At 48.5% G+C, this 20,653-nt stretch carries 16 protein-coding genes; 9 read left to right on the forward strand and 7 right to left on the reverse strand.

The window, feature by feature from the left end; translation table 11 throughout:
- Positions 1-41 precede the first annotated feature (41 nt).
- Positions 42-1,319: a tyrosine--tRNA ligase gene (tyrS, locus tag SFV55_RS19835; protein ID WP_320031285.1), complete on the reverse strand. Its 1,278-nt coding sequence runs from the start codon at positions 1,317-1,319 to the stop codon at positions 42-44.
- A 325-nt stretch (positions 1,320-1,644) separates the two neighbouring features.
- On the opposite strand from tyrS, the gene SFV55_RS19840 reads away from it, so the two are divergent.
- From SFV55_RS19840 to SFV55_RS19865, 6 genes are all read left to right on the forward strand, one after another.
- Complete coding sequence (locus SFV55_RS19840) at positions 1,645-3,753, forward strand: T9SS type A sorting domain-containing protein (protein WP_320031286.1); 2,109 nt, start codon at positions 1,645-1,647, stop codon at positions 3,751-3,753.
- A 168-nt stretch (positions 3,754-3,921) separates the two neighbouring features.
- Positions 3,922-4,896 (forward strand): hypothetical protein, encoded by a 975-nt coding sequence (locus SFV55_RS19845; RefSeq protein ID WP_320031287.1) that lies wholly within the window; start codon positions 3,922-3,924, stop codon positions 4,894-4,896.
- A 125-nt stretch (positions 4,897-5,021) separates the two neighbouring features.
- Positions 5,022-8,288 carry a PDZ domain-containing protein gene (locus SFV55_RS19850; protein ID WP_320031288.1) on the forward strand — a complete coding sequence of 1,089 codons (3,267 nt, stop codon included), beginning with the start codon at positions 5,022-5,024 and terminating at the stop codon, positions 8,286-8,288.
- Between the two features lie 24 nt (positions 8,289-8,312).
- Entirely contained in the window at positions 8,313-8,753 is a 441-nt protein-coding gene (locus SFV55_RS19855) for a nucleoside deaminase (RefSeq protein ID WP_320031289.1), read from the forward strand.
- Positions 8,754-8,787: 34 nt separating this feature from the next.
- Complete coding sequence (locus SFV55_RS19860; RefSeq protein WP_320031290.1) at positions 8,788-10,146, forward strand: NAD(P)/FAD-dependent oxidoreductase; 1,359 nt, start codon at positions 8,788-8,790, stop codon at positions 10,144-10,146.
- A 59-nt stretch (positions 10,147-10,205) separates the two neighbouring features.
- On the forward strand, positions 10,206-11,720 hold the full coding sequence (locus SFV55_RS19865) for a cryptochrome/deoxyribodipyrimidine photo-lyase family protein (protein WP_320031291.1): 1,515 nt from the start codon (positions 10,206-10,208) through the stop codon (positions 11,718-11,720).
- A 5-nt stretch (positions 11,721-11,725) separates the two neighbouring features.
- Here the strand turns inward: SFV55_RS19865 and SFV55_RS19870 are convergent, their stop codons facing one another.
- The 3 genes from SFV55_RS19870 to SFV55_RS19880 all read right to left on the reverse strand — a co-directional run bounded on the left by SFV55_RS19870 (position 11,726) and on the right by SFV55_RS19880 (position 15,235).
- Complete coding sequence (locus SFV55_RS19870) at positions 11,726-12,859, reverse strand: trans-sulfuration enzyme family protein (protein WP_320031292.1); 1,134 nt, start codon at positions 12,857-12,859, stop codon at positions 11,726-11,728.
- 182 nt (positions 12,860-13,041) lie between these two features.
- A complete protein-coding gene (locus SFV55_RS19875; RefSeq protein WP_320031293.1) occupies positions 13,042-13,824 on the reverse strand; it encodes a (Fe-S)-binding protein in 783 nt (260 codons plus the stop codon).
- An 85-nt stretch (positions 13,825-13,909) separates the two neighbouring features.
- Positions 13,910-15,235: a (Fe-S)-binding protein gene (locus tag SFV55_RS19880; RefSeq protein WP_320031294.1), complete on the reverse strand. Its 1,326-nt coding sequence runs from the start codon at positions 15,233-15,235 to the stop codon at positions 13,910-13,912.
- A 157-nt stretch (positions 15,236-15,392) separates the two neighbouring features.
- On the opposite strand from SFV55_RS19880, the gene SFV55_RS19885 reads away from it, so the two are divergent.
- The 3 genes from SFV55_RS19885 (at position 15,393) to galK (ending at position 17,663) form a co-directional block, all read left to right on the forward strand.
- Positions 15,393-15,884: a phosphoribosyltransferase family protein gene (locus SFV55_RS19885; RefSeq protein WP_320031295.1), complete on the forward strand. Its 492-nt coding sequence runs from the start codon at positions 15,393-15,395 to the stop codon at positions 15,882-15,884.
- A 73-nt stretch (positions 15,885-15,957) separates the two neighbouring features.
- Positions 15,958-16,449 carry a cohesin domain-containing protein gene (locus tag SFV55_RS19890; protein WP_320031296.1) on the forward strand — a complete coding sequence of 164 codons (492 nt, stop codon included), beginning with the start codon at positions 15,958-15,960 and terminating at the stop codon, positions 16,447-16,449.
- A 38-nt stretch (positions 16,450-16,487) separates the two neighbouring features.
- The gene (galK, locus tag SFV55_RS19895; protein WP_320031297.1) at positions 16,488-17,663 is read left to right on the forward strand and encodes a galactokinase; all 1,176 of its coding nucleotides are present in this window, start codon (positions 16,488-16,490) and stop codon (positions 17,661-17,663) included.
- Here galK and SFV55_RS19900 read toward each other — a convergent pair.
- The 3 genes from SFV55_RS19900 to SFV55_RS19910 form a co-directional block, all read right to left on the reverse strand.
- On the reverse strand, positions 17,648-18,880 hold the full coding sequence (locus SFV55_RS19900; protein ID WP_320031298.1) for an RNA polymerase sigma factor: 1,233 nt from the start codon (positions 18,878-18,880) through the stop codon (positions 17,648-17,650). The genes galK and SFV55_RS19900 overlap by 16 nt on opposite strands.
- A 114-nt stretch (positions 18,881-18,994) precedes the next feature.
- Positions 18,995-19,348, reverse strand: a complete 354-nt coding sequence (locus SFV55_RS19905; RefSeq protein ID WP_320031299.1) for a YciI family protein — start codon at positions 19,346-19,348, stop codon at positions 18,995-18,997.
- Between the two features lie 81 nt (positions 19,349-19,429).
- The gene (locus tag SFV55_RS19910) at positions 19,430-20,587 is read right to left on the reverse strand and encodes a serine protease (RefSeq protein ID WP_320031300.1); all 1,158 of its coding nucleotides are present in this window, start codon (positions 20,585-20,587) and stop codon (positions 19,430-19,432) included.
- Positions 20,588-20,653 lie beyond the last annotated feature (66 nt).

A 20,653-nucleotide genomic window follows, 5' to 3' on the forward strand; every position in this document is an offset into this window, starting at 1 on the left:
CCTCCCATTCGTCACTCATCATTCGAATCATTCGTCACTCGCTACCCGGCGATCAGCACATACTTATTCTTCTTCCCGTTTTCCAACATCACATATTGTCCGTGGAGCAGAGTTTCAGAAGTTATCGTTGCTTCGTGTGTAGTGATTTTTTCCTTATTCACCGTAATGGCATTGTTTTGAATCGCCTTACGCACCTCACTTTTAGAGGTTAAAATCTGGGTATGTTGCGCCAAAAGGTCCGCAATATTGACCCCTTCTGCAAACAAGGCTTTATCTACCTGAAAAGTAGGAATCTCGTTCGCCACCGTTTCCAGCTCCTCCGCACTCAAACTCAGTAACATCTCCCGATCCGCATTTCGGCCAAACAGCAATTCCGATACTTTGAGCACACTCTGGTACGCCTCTTCGCCGTGGATACGTTTGGTCAACTCCTCGGCCAGCAAGCGCTTGAGTTCACGTGGGTCACTGGCAAATTCTTGCTCGCGCGCCTCGATCTCTTCCTTGGAATAAAGGGTAAAATAACGTGTAAACTTGGGAATGTCTGCATCATCGGCATTGATCCAGAACTGGTAAAACTTATAAGGCGAAGTCATTTTGGCATCCAGCCAAATGTTGCCAGCAGTAGATTTGCCAAATTTGGTGCCATCAGCTTTGGTCAACAAAGGAGTAGTAATCGCATAGGCCTTTTCGCCAAGGTTGCGGCGAATGAACTCCGTACCCGAGGTGATGTTGCCCCACTGATCGGAGCCCCCCATTTGCAGGATACAGCCATATTGATTGAACAAGCACTGGTAATCGTAACCTTGTAACAATTGGTAGCTGAACTCCGTGAAGGAGATCCCCCCTTCCAGGCGATTTTGCACCGAATCTTTTTGCAACATGTAGTTCACCGTCAGTGTTTTACCAACAATGCGCAAAAAGTCCAACACGTTCATCTCCTTGTAAAAATCCAGGTTATTGACCAGAATCGCGGCATTCTCGCCCTGATCAAAGTTCAACAAGCCTCTGAACTGAGTGGTTTGGTGGGCCAGGTTGTTGTCCAACTCATCGGTCGTTTTGAGCTCACGTTCTTTGTCCTTGCCCGAAGGGTCACCAATGCGCCCAGTTGCGCCCCCCATCAGTACGATCGGTTGGTGGCCGCTGAGTTGAAACAATTTGAGCAACATGATTTGCACATAGTTGCCGATGGTTATAGAGGGTGCCGTGGGGTCAAAGCCAATGTAGCCGACCACTTTTCCGGTATTTAGTTTTTCTTCTATTCCGTCAATTTTGGAATGCAGCATGCCCCGCCATTCCAGTTCTTCCAAAAAGTTCTTCATCGTGTTGGATTAAATCGGCGCAAAAATAGACGCTAGTCGCATAGTGTGCAAAAGAATTGTGCCCTGAATCAAAAAAACCTTGTATATTGCGAAAAATTTAGCTGGGTTTTTCCAACCACAATGCTCAATTTTATGTCATGTATTGTAGCTGATAACTCACCAATAAATCAGTGGGTTCCCTGAGCTAAACACGTTCCGTTTTTTGTCCCCTCATTTCCTTCAGGTTCAAACATCCTCCCGTCCGGTAACAGGCCATTTAATTAATCAGTAACCCAATCGAGTTATGCTCAATTCGACCCAACCGTCATTGCGTAGACGGAAAACCATGAACTTTAAGTATTGCCTGATTTTGGCACTCAGCCTGGGCCAACTATCTTTATTAAATGCCCAAGGTGGCTACATGCCGGGCTGGTGGCCCAAAATGCCGCCGCCTAAAGTCCACAACTACGACATTTGTTTCCCTGCAGATGTATCCAGCAACACCTGCAAAGCTCCTGTCAACATCCCTGGTGTACAGATGATTGAATTGGGCGACGACAAACTGGCCGTCAACATCAGCGACAAAATTTACCGCACAGATGCAGACGCTTGTTACAAAATTTTCCGCACCTACACGGTAATGAACTGGGAGTTGTACAATGAAAAGTGTCAACTCGACCCTATGTCTAACCCCGTAATTATTGATCGGGATGCGCCTGACTTTGATTGGGTATACGGCGAGGGGGTTTGTGTGCTGGTACGCAACAACACTGCTTATCTCAGCCACGACCGGGAAATCTCGTCCGATGACCGAAAAATTGAACTCAGTCCTATTTGTTTGGATAATGGGGGCTTCCACTACCGCGCTTTTATGTACACTCAGGTCATCAAAGTGTACGACGATGTTCGACCGGTGGTTACGGTGCCCGTTGTGCCCAAATTTCAAACGAATCTAAATACCTGCAAGGGTGCCATCGATGTAACCTTTGCAGCCAGCGACAACTGCTCCGAAACAGTAAGCCTGGAAACCCAGTCCATCATGATTGCCCCTTTCCAAAGCATCAGCAACATGCGGGCACCTGTTAACTTCGACACCCACTGGAGTTGGAAAGACAATAAAAATGGGACTTTTAACATCAAAATTGCCAATCTTCCCGAAGGCAAACACGATTTGATCGTGGTGGTACGGGATCAGTGTGGCAACTTATCCTTGCCCACCCGCATCCCCTTTGAGGTGCGTGACTGTAGCGCCCCTGCCCCAACCTGTAAACAAGGCCTGGCCATGGCTCTCATGCCAGACGGGCTTGGGGGGGCAATGAATACCGTATGGGCCAGCGATTATGTAGCCAGCCCAGCTTACGACTGCAATGGTCAAGGACCAGAGGTAGATAAGAATGGTTTGAAAAAAATCACGCGTTATTCCATCAACCGAGTTGGCCAACCAGCCCATATCGACAGCACTTCCTTGACTTTCACTTGTGCTGAAGCGGGGCAAAAAGTAGACATCGAATTACACGCCTGGGACAACCTGGGCAACCATGGTTATTGTGTTACTTACCTCCTGGTACAGGACAATCGGGGAATCTGTCCGGTTTTGCCTGGCATCACGGGTACCGTTGCAACTGCACAAGGAGCCCGAATGCGCAATATTCCACTGAACGCAATCCAGGAGATAGTAGCCTACCAAACCAAAACGGACAAAGACGGATTTTACCGCTTTAAGGAGTTGCCAGAAGGTCAAAGTTATGTGGTGCGCCCCAAAATGAAGGCGGGCGACGCCAACGGAGTCAATACCCGCGACTTGAACCTAATGTTGGAAATGTTGCAAAACAAACTGGACAACTTCAGCCCCTATCAAATCCTGGCCGCAGACATCGACCAAAATGGAGAAATCACCACCGAAGATTTTGCCAAATTGCGGCAAATCATTTTCCAACGGGACTCTTTCCCACAGGGCAATTGCTGGCGTTTTGTTGATGCCCGATACACCGTGCCTCGCTCCTTGAAACCTGGTAAATACCCCGATTCGGTAGCCATTAACAAATTGGAAACCGGAGTCATTGCCGACTTTGTAGCCATCAAATTGGGTGACCTGGATGGAAGTTATGTTCCTGCAGCAGGTCAATTCCAGGAAGATGGCCAGTTGGCGAACCTGAGTAGTTTGAATCTAAATGGTGATCAAAAGTTGAGAAGTGGTTTGACGCTGGAACAAAACCAGCCCAACCCCTTCCACGAGGAGACCCTCATCAATTTTTCGCTACCTGTAGCTGGCCCGATCACCCTTAGCGTTTGGGACCTACAAGGCAAATTGATCCATAAACAAACTGCCAACCTGGCGGAAGGCAGCCATCAAATTTCACTTGATGCGCAAGCTCTGGGAAATGTGAAAGGTATGTTCTACTATACGCTGCAGACGGCGAGTGGTAGAGAAACAAAGAAGATGTTGAGGTTTTAGGAGAAAAGTAGACTTGTGGTAAGTTAAAAATCAAGGGTTTGTGCACAAGTCCACGATTTTTAACTTACCTCAAGTCTATTACCCAAACCTCAAAATCACCCCCTAGTTCTACCCCACTCCCATCCAGCCCTTGCATATTTGTAGCATTCACCTAAAATGCTACAAACCATGAAATTGTACAGTTTGCTTTTAATGCTAAGCCTGTCCCTGCTGATTTCCTGCCAAAAAGAAGAGGGAACCTCAACCCCACCACCCTCATTCAAAATCGGAAAAAACCGTTTCACCCTGACTGCAGATGGTGTAGAACGGGAATATTACGTCCATGTTCCCAAGGGCTATACCGGAACTACCGCTACTCCTGTTGTCTTCATGTTCCACGGGAGCAACCAAAGTGGCGAACAGTTTTACAACATCTCAGGCTGGAAAGAAGTGGGCGAATCCGAAAACATCCTTACTGTTTTCCCTTCAGCGCTAGTCTATTGCGTTACGGAAGATGGAGTCACTGAGACGATTAGCAAATGGAATTCATTGCCTGGCGGGGCTGATTTTTGCCCCAAAGTAGTGCTCAAGGATGACCTCAAATTTATGCGGGCCATGTTTGCCGATTTGGGTGCCAAATTCAAGGTAGACCCCAAACGCATTTACACCGTAGGCTTCTCCAGTGGTGGCCAATTCAGCGCGACTTGCGCCGTTAAACTCTCCGACCTCATTGCCGCAGCAGTATCCTGTGGAGGTGGTGGTGCCTTGCCTCGGGATTCTGTGTACAAGCCTGTGCGTTTGCTACCAACAATGTTGTTTTTTGGCAATATGGATGAAAAAATGATCAAAGGAGTGGGCTTACCCGTGGGTGCTGCGGTACCGATGGGTTTCACGCAATTGTACAAAGATTATCCCTTCCTATATGCCGTCCAGCCTAAGCCCTTTATCAATACGTTTCAACTCAAAGAATCCAGTTACACTACTAGTGGTGACCCAAATTCTGCGGTAGTTGCAGATTATCAAGGCTTGTCGGGCCGGGCGGACCATGTCTTTAAAATGGTCGAGGTCAAAGGCTTGGAACATGAATACCCGAACGGGACTAATCATCCGATGAAAGCTGCCGTTTTCCATTGGGCCTGGTTCAAACAATTCAGCTTGCCTTAGTTTTGTGGTGGTGCGTTGAGGACAGGGACCAAATACAACAAAGCCCGCCTACAATTTGGTATTTCACCCTGCGATCCCTATACTTGTAGGCCTTCAACGCACCAAACCATAAAACCAAGTTCAAAATGAGTCCTGTTTTTCCTCAATACCTGAAGAATTTCCGCTGGCTGGTTTGTTTATTCCTGGTTGCATTTTGTCTCAATGATATTCAAGCCCAAGGCACCCGCCTGTTGCGCCAACCCAGCCTCAGTGAAAAACACATCACCTTTGTATACGGCGGCGATCTATGGATCACTGACCGTACTGGTGGTGAAGCCCGTCGATTGACCAGTACCCCTGCGGTCGAAAGCGACCCTCACTTTTCTCCCGACGGTCGCTGGATTGCCTTTACATCCGATCGAACTGGCTCAAACTCAGTATACATCGTTTCCATCGATGGTGGCACTCCCACCCGCCTGACCTGGCATCCATCCGCTGCCTTTGCCCGGGGCTGGACCAACGACGGAAAACGGGTCCTCTACGCCTCTTCCCGCGAAACCGCCCCCAGTGCATATAACCGCCTTTGGACGGTTGCAACTCAAGGTGGCCCCTCTACCCTACTACCCGCACCTTGGGGCTTTGATGGGTCGTATGCCCCAAACCAAAACCGCATCGTCGTAGACCGCATGAGCCGTTGGGATGTAGAATGGCGCGAATACCGGGGTGGCCAAAACACCTCCTTATCTATCCTGAACTTGGATGATTTGAGCGAAACACCCATTCCATGTGAGCGCAGCACCGATACCCAACCCCTTTGGCTTGGCAATACCATCTACTTCCTTTCGGACCGTGACTGGACTGTCAATATTTGGGCCTATACCCCGAGTACTGGTGCCTTGGTGCAAAAAACCAAGTTCACGGGCAGTAATGTAAAATGGCTATCTGGCGATAAGGGCACCCTCATCTTTGAACGAGATGGCTACCTGCATACCCTAGATGCCGCTTCAGGAAGCCCCAAACAACTGGAGATCACAGTGCGCGGCGATTTCCCCTGGGCCGAAACCCGTTGGGAAAACGTCAACAAACGGGTCAGCAATGCAGCCCTTTCCCCTACAGGTAAACGGGTGGCCATGGAAGCACGCGGCGAAATTTTTACCGTTCCCATTGCCAATGGCGACGCACGCAACCTTACCCGCAGCACCGGAGTGGCCGATCGTGCACCAATTTGGTCGCCCGATGGCAATCGGGTTGCCTGGTTTTCGGATGCCAGTGGTGAAGGATACGCGCTACTCATTGCCAACCAGGATGGACTAACTGCCCCGCGCAGCATCTCGATTGGCGAATCAAAAATGGCCTGGGAGCCCACCTGGTCGCCCGATGGCAAACGCATCGCCTTTTGTGATGACGATGTGCGCATTCGGGTAGTGGAAGTAGAAACTGGAAAGATCATCACTGCCGACGTGGGTGGGCTCAACATCGAGCGTGGCTCCCTGGGTCTCAACTGGTCGCCCGATTCCAAATGGCTAGCCTACGCCAAAACAGCAGCCAACAATTTCCGTCGCATCATGCTTTGGTCGGTAGCTTCCGGCACCAGCCGCCCATTGACCGATCCACTTGCTGATGGTTTTGCGCCCGCCTGGGATCGTGGAGGTCGGTACCTTTACTTTTTGGCGAGCACTGAAGTTGCGCTGGGTTCGGGTTGGGCCAACACCAGTTCCACCCAGTCTAATCCTGCGTACGGAGCCTATGTGGTTGTGTTGCGCAAGGACGACCCCTCCCCTTTTCCGCTAAAAAGTGACGAAGAACCTGACACCACTGGTGCTGGAAAAAAAGTAGTAAAACCAGAGAAAAAACCCACCAAGGATTCGGTTGAATTGGTACGTATTGATTGGGAAAAAATTGATCGCCGTATTTTGGCATTGCCGATGCCAGTGCGCAATTATGGAGCCGTACAGGCTGGGCCAAAGGGATCTGTCTTCATTGGTGAATTCATCCCCAATGCACCAGGAATGTTGCTTCATAAATTTTCCATAGAAGACCGTAAAACCAGCGAGTTTGCGCGTGGCGTACAAAGACTCTCCGTATCAGCGGATGGGGAAAAAATCCTCCTGCAATCAGGTAGTTCCTGGCGGGTAGTTGGCACGGCCAAAGCTCCTGCTCCTGGTGAAGGCGGCCTGGCGATTACCTTGCGCATGCAACTGGATCGATTGGCAGAATGGCAACAAATCTTCAATGAAACCTGGCGTTACGAACGCGATTATTTTTACGATCCAAATATGCACGGGCGGGACTGGCAGCAGGTCAAAGCTCGTTATGCGCCGCTCATTCCCTACATCCGGCACCGCAGCGATTTGAATTATGTGCTGGATCAGGTGAACGGAGAATTGTCTGTTGGCCATAGTTTTGTCTCCGGGGGCGATTTCCCAGCGGTGGATACCGTTCGGGTAGGCCTCTTGGGTGCGGATCTGGTTGCCGAGAATGGTTTTTGGCGCATTAAACGAATATACACGGCAGAAAGCTGGAATCCGGGGCTCCGTGCTCCACTTGACCGTCCCAACCTCAAGGTGCAAGAAGAACACTATTTGATGGGTGTCGATGGAGTCCCCCTTACCGCTGCTGATGACCCTTACCGTTGGTTGGATGGCACTGCTGGTCGGCAAACTGTGCTCCAAATCAATGAACGCCCCTCCATGGATGGGGCCTGGAAAGAAATTGTCGAACCCATTGCCAATGAAAATGCCCTGCGGCAACGCGCCTGGGTGGAAGACAACCGTAGAAAGGTAGATGAATTATCCGGAGGAAAACTGGGCTACATCTGGATTCCCAATACAGGTGAGCCAGGCTTGGTGTCCTTCAATCGGTACTTTTTTGCGCAGCAAGACAAAGAAGGGGCAGTCATTGACGAACGATTCAATGGTGGTGGTTTGCTCGACGACTACATGGTTGACCTGATGACCCGCAAACTGCGGGCGGCCTATACCAATGAAGTGCCCAATGGTGCTCCAGGCCGTCTGCCAGCGGGTATTCTGGGCCCCAAAGCGCTACTCATCAACGAATTGGCTGGTTCCGGCGGGGACTTTTTTCCTTGGGTTTTCCGGCACCAACAGGCAGGGCCACTCATCGGCGCACGTACCTGGGGTGGATTGGTAAAATCTTCAGTGCATTATGCCATGATTGATGGAGGCCGGGTAACCGCTCCCGACAATGGCATCTTTGACCCCAATGCCAAGCGTTGGATTGCCGAAAATGAAGGGGTAGCTCCGGATATTGAGGTAAAAATCACCGCAAAATCTTCTGCGGAAGGGCGTGACTTGCAACTGGAAAGAGCCGTAAAGGAAGTCCTGGATTTGCTCAAACAACAAGGGCCAATCAAAGTGACGGTGCCGCCTTATTCCACACCCGCGAAGCATTGATAGAACATTCCCAATATGACCAAAATGGAACAAGCCGAATACGAAGTCTACATGAGGAAATGCCTCGCTCTTGCTCAAATTGCCAAGGCCAGAGGAGACAGCCCGGTGGGTTCCATTTTGGTACAAAACAGAAAAGTAGTAGGCGAAGGTATTGAAGGTGGAAAGACCCATCAAGACATCACTTTTCATGCTGAAATTGAAGCCATCCGCAATACTCGGACCGCTTTGGGAAAAACAGACCTGTCCGATTGTATTTTGGTGACCACCCACGAGCCGTGTATCATGTGCTCCTATGTCATCCGGCACCATAAAATAAAGCTGATTATTGTGGGATTAAGCACTGGAGAAATTGGAGGGTATAGCTCCAAGTTGCCTTTGTTATTGGACAAAAGCATCAGCAAATGGGCCGATCCGCCGAAGATTATTGAGGGGATTTTGGAGGAGGAATGCCGAGCATTAATTTAAATCTGTGAAGCTTTGCTAAAATGGAAATAAAAAAATGAAGCGCCGGAAGTTTTTGAAAAAATCCCTACAAACTGTGCCAGTGCTCTGGACAACTCCGTCCATTCTTTCCTCCTGCAAAAAGGAAGAAACGAGTATCACTAAAACGGTTATTGTCGTTGGAGCAGGGATTGCAGGACTTGCCGCTGCCCAACGGCTCAAAAATAAAGGTTTTACTGTAAGCCTCCTGGAAGCACAGGAAAAAGTGGGTGGCCGATTGCGCAGCAACCGAAGCCTTGGTATCGCCTTCGATGAAGGAGCCAGTTGGATCCATGGCATCACCAAAAACCCCATCACCGATCTGGCTGAGCAGGCGGGAATGAAGTCTTTCCATACCGAAGACTCCAGTCGGAAGTCCTACGATGTAGGTGGCATTGTGCGTAGTGCTGCTACGTACGATCAGATAGAGGATGAATTTTACGACATGCTTGATACCTTGATGAAAAAAGGTAATGCCTCCCAAAGTTTTCAAACGGTATTTAATGCCCAATACCCCACGCAGGCCAAAGACCGGCTTTGGAAATTTTTTTTGTCAACTTACCTAACTTTCGATACCGGAGACCTGGATAAGCTTTCCTCCTTGCTCTACAATGAAGGAGAAGAATTCAAGGGCATTGAAAAAATTGCGACCAATGGTTACGACACCATCGCCAATCACCTGGCCCGTGGCTTGAATGTACAACTCAATCAACGGGTTACAAAGATTGACTACACTGGTAACAAAGTCCAGGTGACTCACAATGGTCAAACCAGCAGTGCTGATTACGTGATCCTGACCGTGCCCCTGGGCGTATTAAAAAAAGGAGTGATCCAATTTGCACCCAATCTGCCCGCTGCCAAACTAAACGCCATCCAAAAAATTGGGATGAGTTGTGTCAACAAGTTTTTACTGACCTGGCCAACAGCTTTTTGGGATGACGTTCAGTACCTGTCCTATACGCCTGAAACTGCCGACAAATTCAACTACTTTGTAAATGTCAACAAGTTTCATCCTTCCAGCAATGCCTTGATGACCTTTGCTTACGCCGCCTACGGAAGACAAACCGAAACCATGACAGATTCCGAAATTAAGGAGGCCATCATGGCTCATTTGAAGGACATGTACGGCAACTCAATTCCCAATCCCAATCCAAGCAATTTACTCCGCACCAAATGGAGCAGCAATGAAAATGCTTACGGTGCCTATTCTTTCACCGCAATAGGTACTGAAATGCGTCATTTTGAAGATTTGGCCGAACCGCTAGATGACAAGTTATTCTTTGCTGGTGAACACACCGAAGTTGATTATTTTTCAACGGCACACGGTGCTTATTTGAGTGGATTGAGGGAGGCCAACAATATTATTGATTTACAGTAAAATCCTTAATGTCCTTCCCAATGGATTAAACCTTTTTTTCTTTTTGGCATTTAGCCTCTATGTCCAAACCCAGCATCAACATCATTTGGTTCAAGCGCGACCTCCGCTTACAGGACCATGCTGCCCTGGCGCAAGCCATTGCCGAAGATATCCCTTGCCTGCTGTGGTATTGTTTTGAACCCAGCCTGATGGCGGCTCCAGAAACGGACCTACGCCATTGGAGGTTTGTGTACGAAAGCTTGCAAGACTTGAAAAAGCAGCTCGACACTTACCAGAAAAAAATCTATTGGGTGCAATGCGAAGTGATTCCCAGCCTGGCAAAGCTGGCCGAGCATTATCAAATCCAACACTTGTACAGCCATGCCGAAACGGGCATTAAATTGAGCTTTGATCGGGATAAAGCAGTCAAAAAATGGTGCCTGGAGCAGGACATAATGTACCGGGAATTTCCTCACGACGGAGTCATTCGAGGGCGGAAACACCGACGCGGCTGGGTTGATCACCTGGAGAAAGCCTACTTCAAAGCCCCACGAGCTGAGGTTGATTTGTCCCGGCTGAATACCCTGGAACTACCCCAAATATTGTTGAACCAATGGGCTTATCCCCCGTTACCAAGCTCTATTCAAACTCCCCAGGAAGGATTCCAGCCGGGTGGCGAAACCACTGCCTGGCGCTACCTTCATTCTTTTTTTCAGGAACGGGGCAAAAACTACAGCCTGCAATTGTCCAAACCCGCGGCCAGCCGGATCAGTTGCAGTCGTTTGTCGCCCTACCTGGCCTACGGATGCATTAGTTCCCGATCGGTAATGCAATTGTTGAGGGGCAATTTACCCCAAAAAGCAGGTACCTGGAACCTCAAAAACTTCCGCTCGCGCTTGTGGTGGCGCTCCCATTTTATCCAAAAACTGGAATCAAACTGGCGCATTGAGTTGGAACCCATCAATCCAGTATTCAATCAACTCGACCGATTGACCGAAGGTCCTTTCCTTGAGAGCTGGAAGTTGGGCCAAACCGGATTCCCCATGATTGATGCGTCCATGCGTTGTTTGCATGCCAATGGCTGGATCAATTTTCGCATGCGGGCAATGCTGGTTTCCTTTGCTTCCTTTGCCTTGTGGTTGGACTGGCGGCCTGTAGCGGTTCATTTGGCTCGTTTGTTTCTGGATTTTGACCCCGGAATCCATTACCCCCAAATCCAAATGCAGGCTGGGTTAACGGGTTACCATACCCTGCGGATTTACAACCCGGCCACCCAGGTCCTCAAACACGATCCGGAGGGCGTTTTTATCAAAAAATGGGTACCTGAACTGCAACATGTCCCCGTAGTACATCTGGCTGAACCCTGGAAAATGACGGCGATGGAACAAAGTTTTTATCAATGCAGAATTGGACAGGATTATCCGGCGCCCTTGGTTGATTTTGAATCTGTTATGGCCATCAACAAAGACCGCTACTGGCAATTGCGGCAAAGTGCAACTGCCAAACAAGCTTTGCCAAAATTATTGGAACAATTTTGCGTCCCTAAAGATATTGTGAAGTACCAACAGGAAACAAATACTTACGTGCAAGAATGAATGATTTACAATTTCCCCAGCGCCTGCTCAAAATCCGCCACCAAATCCCCAATAAACTCAATTCCCACCGAGATGCGCAGTAAATTATCCGGGCTTCTTGGATTCGCCCCTTCCGCCGTCCGGCGGTGTTCAATCAAACTTTCTACTCCACCCAAACTGGTGGCATGAGCAAATATTTGCAGGTGTTCCGCCAATTGAATGGCCTTTTCCTTTCCTCCTTTCACTTCAATGGACAACATCCCCCCAAAACCGTGTTGCATTTGTGCCTTGGCTACTTCATGATTCGGGTGTGAGGGCAAACCGGGGTAATACACCCGCTCGATGGCCGGTTTCCCATGTAAAAACTGTGCCAAAACCTGGGCATTGCTCGCGTGTACAGGCATACGCAAGGGGAAAGTAGCCAGGCTGCGGTTCAACAACCAGCAGTCGAATGGTGAGGGGACTCCACCACCCGCACTTTGAATCGAGCGCAAGCGGGTACTCAAGGTGCCTTTTTCTTTTAAAATCAAAGCCCCACCCAAAATATCGGAATGCCCCCCAAAATACTTGGTGGTGGAATGCATGACGAGGTCACAGCCCAACTCAAAAGGACGTTGAAAAAAGGGCGTCGCCCAGGTATTGTCGCAAGCTACAGTGATGCCTTTTTCGGCTCCCAGTTTGGCGATGGCCTGGATGTCGAATATTTTGAGCTTTGGATTGGTGGGGGTTTCGATCCAGATCAGTTTGGTCTCTGGTCGAATGGCATCTGCCACATTGCTCACCGCACTCATGTCCACCTCTTCGGCATTGATTTGCCAGCCCAGGTACACCTGAGACAAAAGGCTGCGGATACCATGGTAACAATCATCCGGAATCAAAACATGGGCACCCGGCTCCAAAATGGCCTGAAATGCCGCATACGCCGCTGCCTGCCCGGAAGCAAAGGCGATGGCATCAGCGCCCCCTTCCAGAATGGCCAACTTGGTTTCGAGGCTGATCCGGTTGGGGTTCTCGCTGCGGGTATAGATGTGCTCACGCGGCACCCCGTTTTCCCGTTCAAAAGTGGTACTTAGAATGATCGGCTGGCTCACTGAGCCGAATTCCTTTTCGATGGTATAACCTGCGTGAACGGCTTGGGTATTCAGGTGCAATGGATCCATATTGAGAGAGGTTGAATATAAATGAATAAAGATGAAGGATTTTTTGAGTGACGAAAACATGAGTACATGACTTACGAGTTTAGAAGTGAGCTACCGCAGCGACTTGGACCAGGGCTATGCCTAAGTCGCTGCGGTAGCTCACTTCTAAACTCGTAAGTCATGTACTCGGAACTCTTAACTCATTACCTCACCATACTATCTACAATCAACTCTGCCAAATCATACACCATGACATCGTCTTGCTTGTCTTTGGCTTTGACGCCATCCTGCATCATGGTCAGGCAGAAAGGGCAATTGGCAGCGATTACTGTAGCACCTGTTCCCAGGGCTTCTTCGGCCCGTTCCAGGTTGATGCGTTTTTCGCCGGGTTCATCTTCTTTGAACATCTGTGCGCCGCCTGCTCCACAACAAAGCCCGTTGGTTTTACAGCGTTTCATTTCCACCAATTGAGCATCTAGGGAAGCCAAAACGCTACGCGGCGCTTCGTACACCCCATTCACCCGTCCCAGATAGCAGGAGTCGTGGTAGGTAATTTTTTTACCCTTAAAGGTCCCTCCTTCCTGCATTTTGATCCGACCGGTGTTGATCAGTTCCTGCAAGAGTTGGCTGTGGTGCACCACTTCGTAGTTACCGCCCAGAGCCGGGTATTCATTCTTCAAGGTATTGAAACAGTGCGGACAAGCCGTCACTATTTTTTTGACATTGTAGCCATTGAGGGTTTGTACATTTTGCAGAGCCAACATCTGGAATACAAATTCGTTTCCCGCCCGTCGGGCTGGATCACCCGTACACATTTCCTCATTGCCCAAAATGGCAAAGGGCATCCCCACAGCATCCAGAATCTCGCAAAAAGCCTTGGTTACCTTCTGCGCCCGGGCATCAAAACTCCCTGCACAACCTACCCAAAACAATATTTCCGGCTCGCGGCCTTCGGCGGCCATTTCGGCCATAGTGTAAACCTTCATAAAGATGAAAGATGAAAGATGAAAGATAAGAGATGAGAGTCTAGCATCGTGCTTTATCTCTCATCTTTCATCTCTCATCTTTAAATTATAATTCTTGTTTCCACGCTTCCCGTTCAACCGACATCGCCCATACCGCTCCGTTGTTTTCCAGGCTGTTGAACATGGGCAGCCATTCAGAAGGGCCTTCGGAAAGGCTGAGTATTTCGTAACGGCGCAATTTCAGGATGGGCTCCAGCGGCGAAATCAATACTGGGCAAGCTTCCACACAAGCATTACAAGTGGTGCAGGCGTGGATCTCCTCCCGGCTGATGTAGTCGAAAAGGCTTCGGCCATCGTCAAAGTTGGTAGCGCTGAGCGCTTGCGATTTGTCTTTGGCGTATTGCACATCTTTGCTGTCGAGCTTTTTGCCAATTTCATCCGCACGGTCGCGGATGTCCATCACGATCTTGCGGGGTGAAAGTTTTTTACCCGTCAGGTTGGCCGGACAAACGGAGGTACAACGCCCACATTCGGTACAGCTGTAAGCATCCAGCACGTTTTTCCAGGAAAGGGAAAAAACGTCGTTGGCCCCAAATTCGAGGTTGTCCATGTTGACTTCAGTGCCTGCGTTTTCAACTGGCAAACCCAACATGTTTTTTACCTCATTCATCACCTCTGGCATGTTGTCCATTTCACCCCGCGGTTGCAAGCGGGCAAAATAGGTATTGGGAAAAGCTAGAATGATGTGCAGGTGTTTGGAAAAAGGCAGATAGTTCAAAAAAGCAAATACCACCAGGATATGCCCCCACCAGCCAATGCGTTCCAACAAATGAAGAGTGCCTTCGCCAGTGCCATCCCAAATCGGTGATAAAAATTGGCTCACCACAAATCCGTATTCATTCTGATGCCGCGTCATATCCGCACTGTTCATCAGAAAAATAAAGAAGATCAGGGCCAATTCCAGGAAAAGGATGTAGTTGGCGTCTTTAAAAGGCCAGCCCTTCATCTCGGGTTTGTGAAAACGAGCCAGACGCAAAATATTCCGCCGGGCTAAAAAAATGATCGTGGCTGCCAGGGCCAAAACCGACAAAATTTCAATAAAACTGATTACAAAGGTGTAAAAACCGCCCAAGGGAGGCCAAAACACCCGATGTTGTCCGGTAATGCCATCCACAAAAATTTCAAGCAATTCAACCTGGGTAATCACAAAAGCCACATAAATAAAGAGGTGCAACACCGCAGGAATCATACGGCTGAACATCTTTTTTTGTCCAAGAGCTACCAGCAATACATTCCGCCAGCGTTCAGCGCTGTCGCCACTGATGGATTCGTCTTTACCCAACTTGATGTTCCGGCGAATTTTGAGGAACTGCAAGGCAGCATACCCCAAGGAGGCTCCGGCTATCAACACAAAAAGGACTTGTTGTATCATCGATCTATGTTCTGTTGGCTCAAAATTAGCGAATTTTCGCTAAAATACAATCCTGACATTTTTTTCCAAAATTCCCGACAGGATAAATTAATTTTGGTGCAAAATAGGAACTGTAAGTGCCCGATCATAATTAATGGCACTTTTTAAACATTTCTGCATGAAAATTCTGGAGCACAAGCAGATTGAGCAAAAGGTAAGTCGATTGGCCATCGAAATCCTGGAGCACAACATTGAGGAAGACGGACTTATTCTGGCTGGCATCAACAATCGGGGGATGGCTCTGGCGCGGATGCTGGCCGAACGTATCCAGAAAATCAGCAAGTTACCAATTCGGCTCACCAATATTCGCCTCAATCCGGCAGCACCAATGGAAAAACCGGTGGAGATCGATTTGCCGATTGAAGAGCTTACCGGTAAATCGATTATTGTAGTGGACGATGTCGCCAGTTCCGGCCGTACCTTATTGTATGCCTGCAAACCCATCCTTGAAACCTTGCCCAAAAAGTTGGAAATCGCCGTTTTGGTGGATCGGACCCATAAATTTTTCCCCGTGCGAGCCGATTACGTAGGCCTTTCTTTGGCCACTACCCTCAAAGAAAACATCCTGGTTGAAATCGGAGAGGGAGAAATGGCTGCATTCCTTGAATAATTGATTTTCCAAGCCATGTCTCTGGTGAAATATCCAGAACCAATTTTCGTTTTTGACAAAAATTTCCATGAATATGTACTTCAAGAACATTTTGATCACCCTGACTTTTCTGGCCTTTGCCAGTGCGAGTTTTGCCCAATCCAGTGCGATTACCTTAAAAGCAGAGAAAAAAACGGCTGCTCCTGGCAGCAAGGTTTGTGTCAACATCAGCGTGGATAATTTCAACAAGATGTTGGCTACCCAGTACTCTCTGAAATGGGACCCCAAAGTGCTGGAATATGCCGGTGTCCAGGGCTTTAAATTGCCCTACCTGACCAAGGACAATTTTGGGACTGTGGGCATCAAAAAAGGTTTCCTGACCGTAGTGTGGGTTGAAAACAACCTCAAGGGCGCGGACCTGCCCAATGGCGCGGTGATGTATCAGGTTTGTTTCACCGTCAAAGGTAAAGCGGGAAGCAGCAGCAGCATTGCTTTTTCTCCTACCCCTACTCCATTTGAGGCAGTCAACAGCAAAGAGCAGTTGGCTAAGGTTTCAGTGGTGAATGGATCGGTGAGTGTGAAGTAGGCAAAATTTTGTCCCAAACAAACGAAATACACAACACCATGTCATCCTTTGCGCCTCTTTACGTACAAGTTGAAAATAGTTTTCAGCATCATTTTTCACGCAAGCCCCTCGTGGTCAGTTCCCCTGGTCGGGTCAACCTCATCGGTGAACACACCGATTACAACGATGGTTTTGTGTTGCCAGCCGCTGTGGACAAGGCTGCTTACATCGCCTTGGCTCCGAGTGGCAGCACCCAGGGCAAATGGATGTCTTTGGATTTTCCAGAAACAGTTACCGTTGATTTCCAAAACATTACCACCAACTCCGTTCGTTGGGCCAATTACATTTTGGGCATTGTGGATCAGGCGCAAAAACTGGGCAAACCCATTCCTGCTTTTGACTGTGTGGTAGCAGGTGATGTGCCGATGGGTTCGGGGATGTCCTCTTCCGCAGCACTGGAATCCGCGGTGATTTTCGCCCTGAATGAATTGTATGATTTGGGTTTGAGTCGTTGGGAAATGGCCCTTTTGGCGCAACGCTCCGAGAATGAGTTCATCGGGGTGAAATGTGGCATCATGGATATGTTTGCCAGTTTGCACGGCAAAGTCAATCAAGTCATTCGCCTGGATTGCCGCGATTTGAGCTTTGAATATTTCCCCATTGAATTGGGTGCCTATAAAATTGTGCTGTTTGACACCGGAGTCAAACACTCTCTGGCCGATTCGGCGTACAACACCCGCCGATCGGAGTGTGAAACTGGCTTGCATTTTTTCCAAAAACACTACAATCCCAATTTTAAAGCGCTACGTGATGTACCCATCACAATGGTGCAGGCCAATCGCAGCCGCTTGCCCAAGGAAGTATTTGACCGCTGCCTCTACGTCACTGAAGAAATCCAACGCACTCTCGCCGCCTGCGAAGACCTAAAAAATGGCGACCTGACCGCTTTTGGCCTCAAAATGTACGCCACCCACGAGGGGCTTCGTCATTTGTACCAGGTCAGTTGCCCGGAACTGGATTTTCTGGTGGATGCTGTACGAGACGAAAGCAGCGTACTCGGTGCGCGCATGATGGGCGGCGGTTTTGGGGGCTGTACGATCAATCTTGTACACGAGGATGCAATCGAAGGTTTGCAGGAACGTTTGGCCAAAGCGTATCAAGAAACGATGGGCCACAAGTTGGGCATGTACATGGTCGTGACTGGGGATGGGGCAAAAGTTCAAGCTTTAAGCTGATCGATCTTCTTTTGAATGATTTGTTTATCGGTTTGTGTTTTGGCGATGGCCAAGGCTCTTTCGAGGTGTATTTTGGCTTTTAGGGGATCAATTGCCAAGTACAATTCACCCAGCAAGGTGTAGTAAAAATGATTGTTCTCCAGTTTAAGCTTTTCTGCCTCCAAGATGGCCACTGCATTTCCTTTTACTTTGGCCAGGACATAGGTCCGGTTGAGGGCAATGATGGGCGAATATTCCAACACCAACAAGTGGTTGTAGAGTTGTAAAATCTGTTGCCATTTTTCTGGACTATCTTTCTTAATGGTGTGCCAATAGGCAATTTGGGCTTCAAGATGGTATTTTGAAAGCGCATTTCCCTGAGCCGCTTGTTTTAAAAAATAAGCTCCCCGGGCAATTAGTGCTTCATCCCACTGGCTTTCATCCTGTTCGTGGTACAGGAGCATCTCTCCTTTTTCATTGATTCTGGCTTCAAAGCGAGAAGCTTGAAAGCACATCAAAGCCATCAACGCGTTGACCTGGGGCTGATTGGTAGGCGCATATTCAATGAGGGAGTAGGTCAGGCGCATGGCTTCCAGGCAAAAATCTTTGCGCAAAACACTATCCTGGCTTTCCGAATAATAACCTTCGCTAAACAACAAGTACAGGGTCGTCAATACGCTGGCTAATCGTTCCTGAATGGCCATGGCCCCGGGGATTTCAATGGCCACTTTTTCCTGCCGCAGTTTTTCCCTGGCGCGAAACAAGCGTTTGTTGATGGTTTCTTTGCTGCTCAAAAAGGCAATCGCAATTTCATCAATGCCAAAACCGCATAAGGTACGTAGAGCCAGGCCGATCTGGGATTCAACCGAGATAACCGGATGGCAAATAGCAAACAACATTTGCAATTGACTATCGGTGATGTTTTTGGGGGACAAATCCAATTCAGGCTCCTGGCTCAGGTCGGATTCATTCATCAAGTCAGGCCTAATCTTGCCCTGAAACAATTGCTGCCGTTTTAGCTGGTTTTTGGCCTTGTTTTTGGCCACGGTGTACAACCAGGCGCTGGGATTATCGGGGATTCCATGGTGTGGCCAGGTTTCCAGGGCGAGTACAAAGGTTTCACTGACAAGATCTTCGGCCAATTCAAGGTGTTCAATGCCTAGAAAGCGGGTGAGTACTGCGGTGATTTTGCGGAACTCAGTGCGGAAAAGATGTGGGATTAATTTTTGTTGTTCCATGAGGGCGTGTTTTTCACCACCTAAGAAACTATAGGCACTAAAGAGGCACCTCAGAAAGAAACTGCCTGAGGTGATTCTCAAGTGCCTATAGTTTCTTAGGTGGTAAAAAAAAACTTATAACTCCACCGATTTTGCCAATCTGCGTACCTCCACGGTATTGCCATCACCTAGTAAAACCGGGCTACCTTTGGCAAATTCAACGGCCTCATCCGCAGACTCAGCGCGTACAATGATGAAGCCGCCGATGGTTTCTTTGATGTCGCCAAAAGGGCCATTGGTGACTACATTATTGTGCCCTACTACCCTGCTGTCGTCAAAAGCCAGGCCACTACCGGTGCTGACCAGTTTGTTTTGAGCGGCAATCCCGCCAATCCAGTCCATGGTCATCTGCATCCAAACCTGCATTTGTTCCGGTGAAGCCAATTTCCCGCCATCTTCGTGTCTAAAAATCAGCATAAATTCTTGCATCGTTGTTGAATTAAATGGTTACAAAATTGTTGTATACCATGATGACAAACGTGTCGATTGGAATTGGACACAAGATGCTGATTATTTTTTAATCGCCTCTAAGGCTTTGAAGGCTTCATTGTTGGCTTTATCGGTATATTTTAGGGTTGAAAGCTGGTAACTTTTGATGGCCGCTTTTTTGTCGCCTGCCTGTAGTTGGGCCTTGGCCAGGAGGTTGTGGTTCTGATAAAAGCTTGGATTGATTTTGGCGTTAAAAGCCAGGATGTCCACCGCTTCTGGTACCCGATTCAGCTCAAATAGCTTTACACCAGTTTCTCGCAAGCCGTTGCGATTGGTGCTCCATAGATTGTATTGGTAATAATTTTGAGGGTCCTTGATCCAGGTTTTGTACTGGCGAATGGCGGCTTTGGCTCCTTTCTCCTGGGCGATTTTTAAAAGTGTGACACCGTAATCCGCTTTAGGTTGGTTCAAATCCGGTTTTTTATTCAACACTCCAGCTAGGTACTCGCTGGAAATGGCAACAACTACAGGTTTCCCCGTTAAATTATCGACAGTACTGGCTGAAATAATGCCAATCAAATGGCCATTGGCATCAATCACGGGCGAGCCGCTGGAGCCACCCATATTGGCCTTTGGATCGCGGTCAATAAAAATATCCAAGCCATATTTGCGCACCACAATTCCTGGGTGGATTTGAGTGGTACTGTCGTTGTAGGGGCAAGAAATGATGAACACTTTTTCACCTGCCTGGACAGGCGTAAAACGAGGTTTGAGCGGATACAACTTAGGCGAGCTTTTTTTGACCGAAAAAACGATCCAGTCTCGTTCGGTGATGCTGGAGCCAGCGCCTTCCAGTTTTTCATTGGGGTCTTCGTTCAACAATTGATCCATGATGGCTAGGTCCTGGGTGTTGCCTTTGGGTCGCATGGTCCATTGTTGCAAGTGGGCATTGATGCTTACGCCTAAAGATTGTTTGTTTTTGGCCACCCACAAGATGTGTTTTGCAGTTGCAGCCAAGGTATCGGTCCCAGTATTGATCAAAAAACCTGTACCTGCGTAACGGAATGAAGGGTCGATGTATCGATCACCGTTTTTGTACTGGACTTCGTTGATCAGGCCGATGGTTGGCCATTGAGATGGTGGCAAATCAATCCACGATTCCTTAGATTGGGCGAGGCCAAATAAAGGAAAAAACAGCCATAAAATGAACAAACGCTGGGGGTGCTGAAGAAACTGCATGTTGACTTTTTTGTGGTCAGTGAATGGGACGAAGGTAGTACAAGCACTAGGCTGTAGCGGAATTTG

Origin of the sequence: Haliscomenobacter sp. (genome assembly GCF_033763495.1) — a bacterium.
Lineage (GTDB): Bacteria > Bacteroidota > Bacteroidia > Chitinophagales > Saprospiraceae > Haliscomenobacter.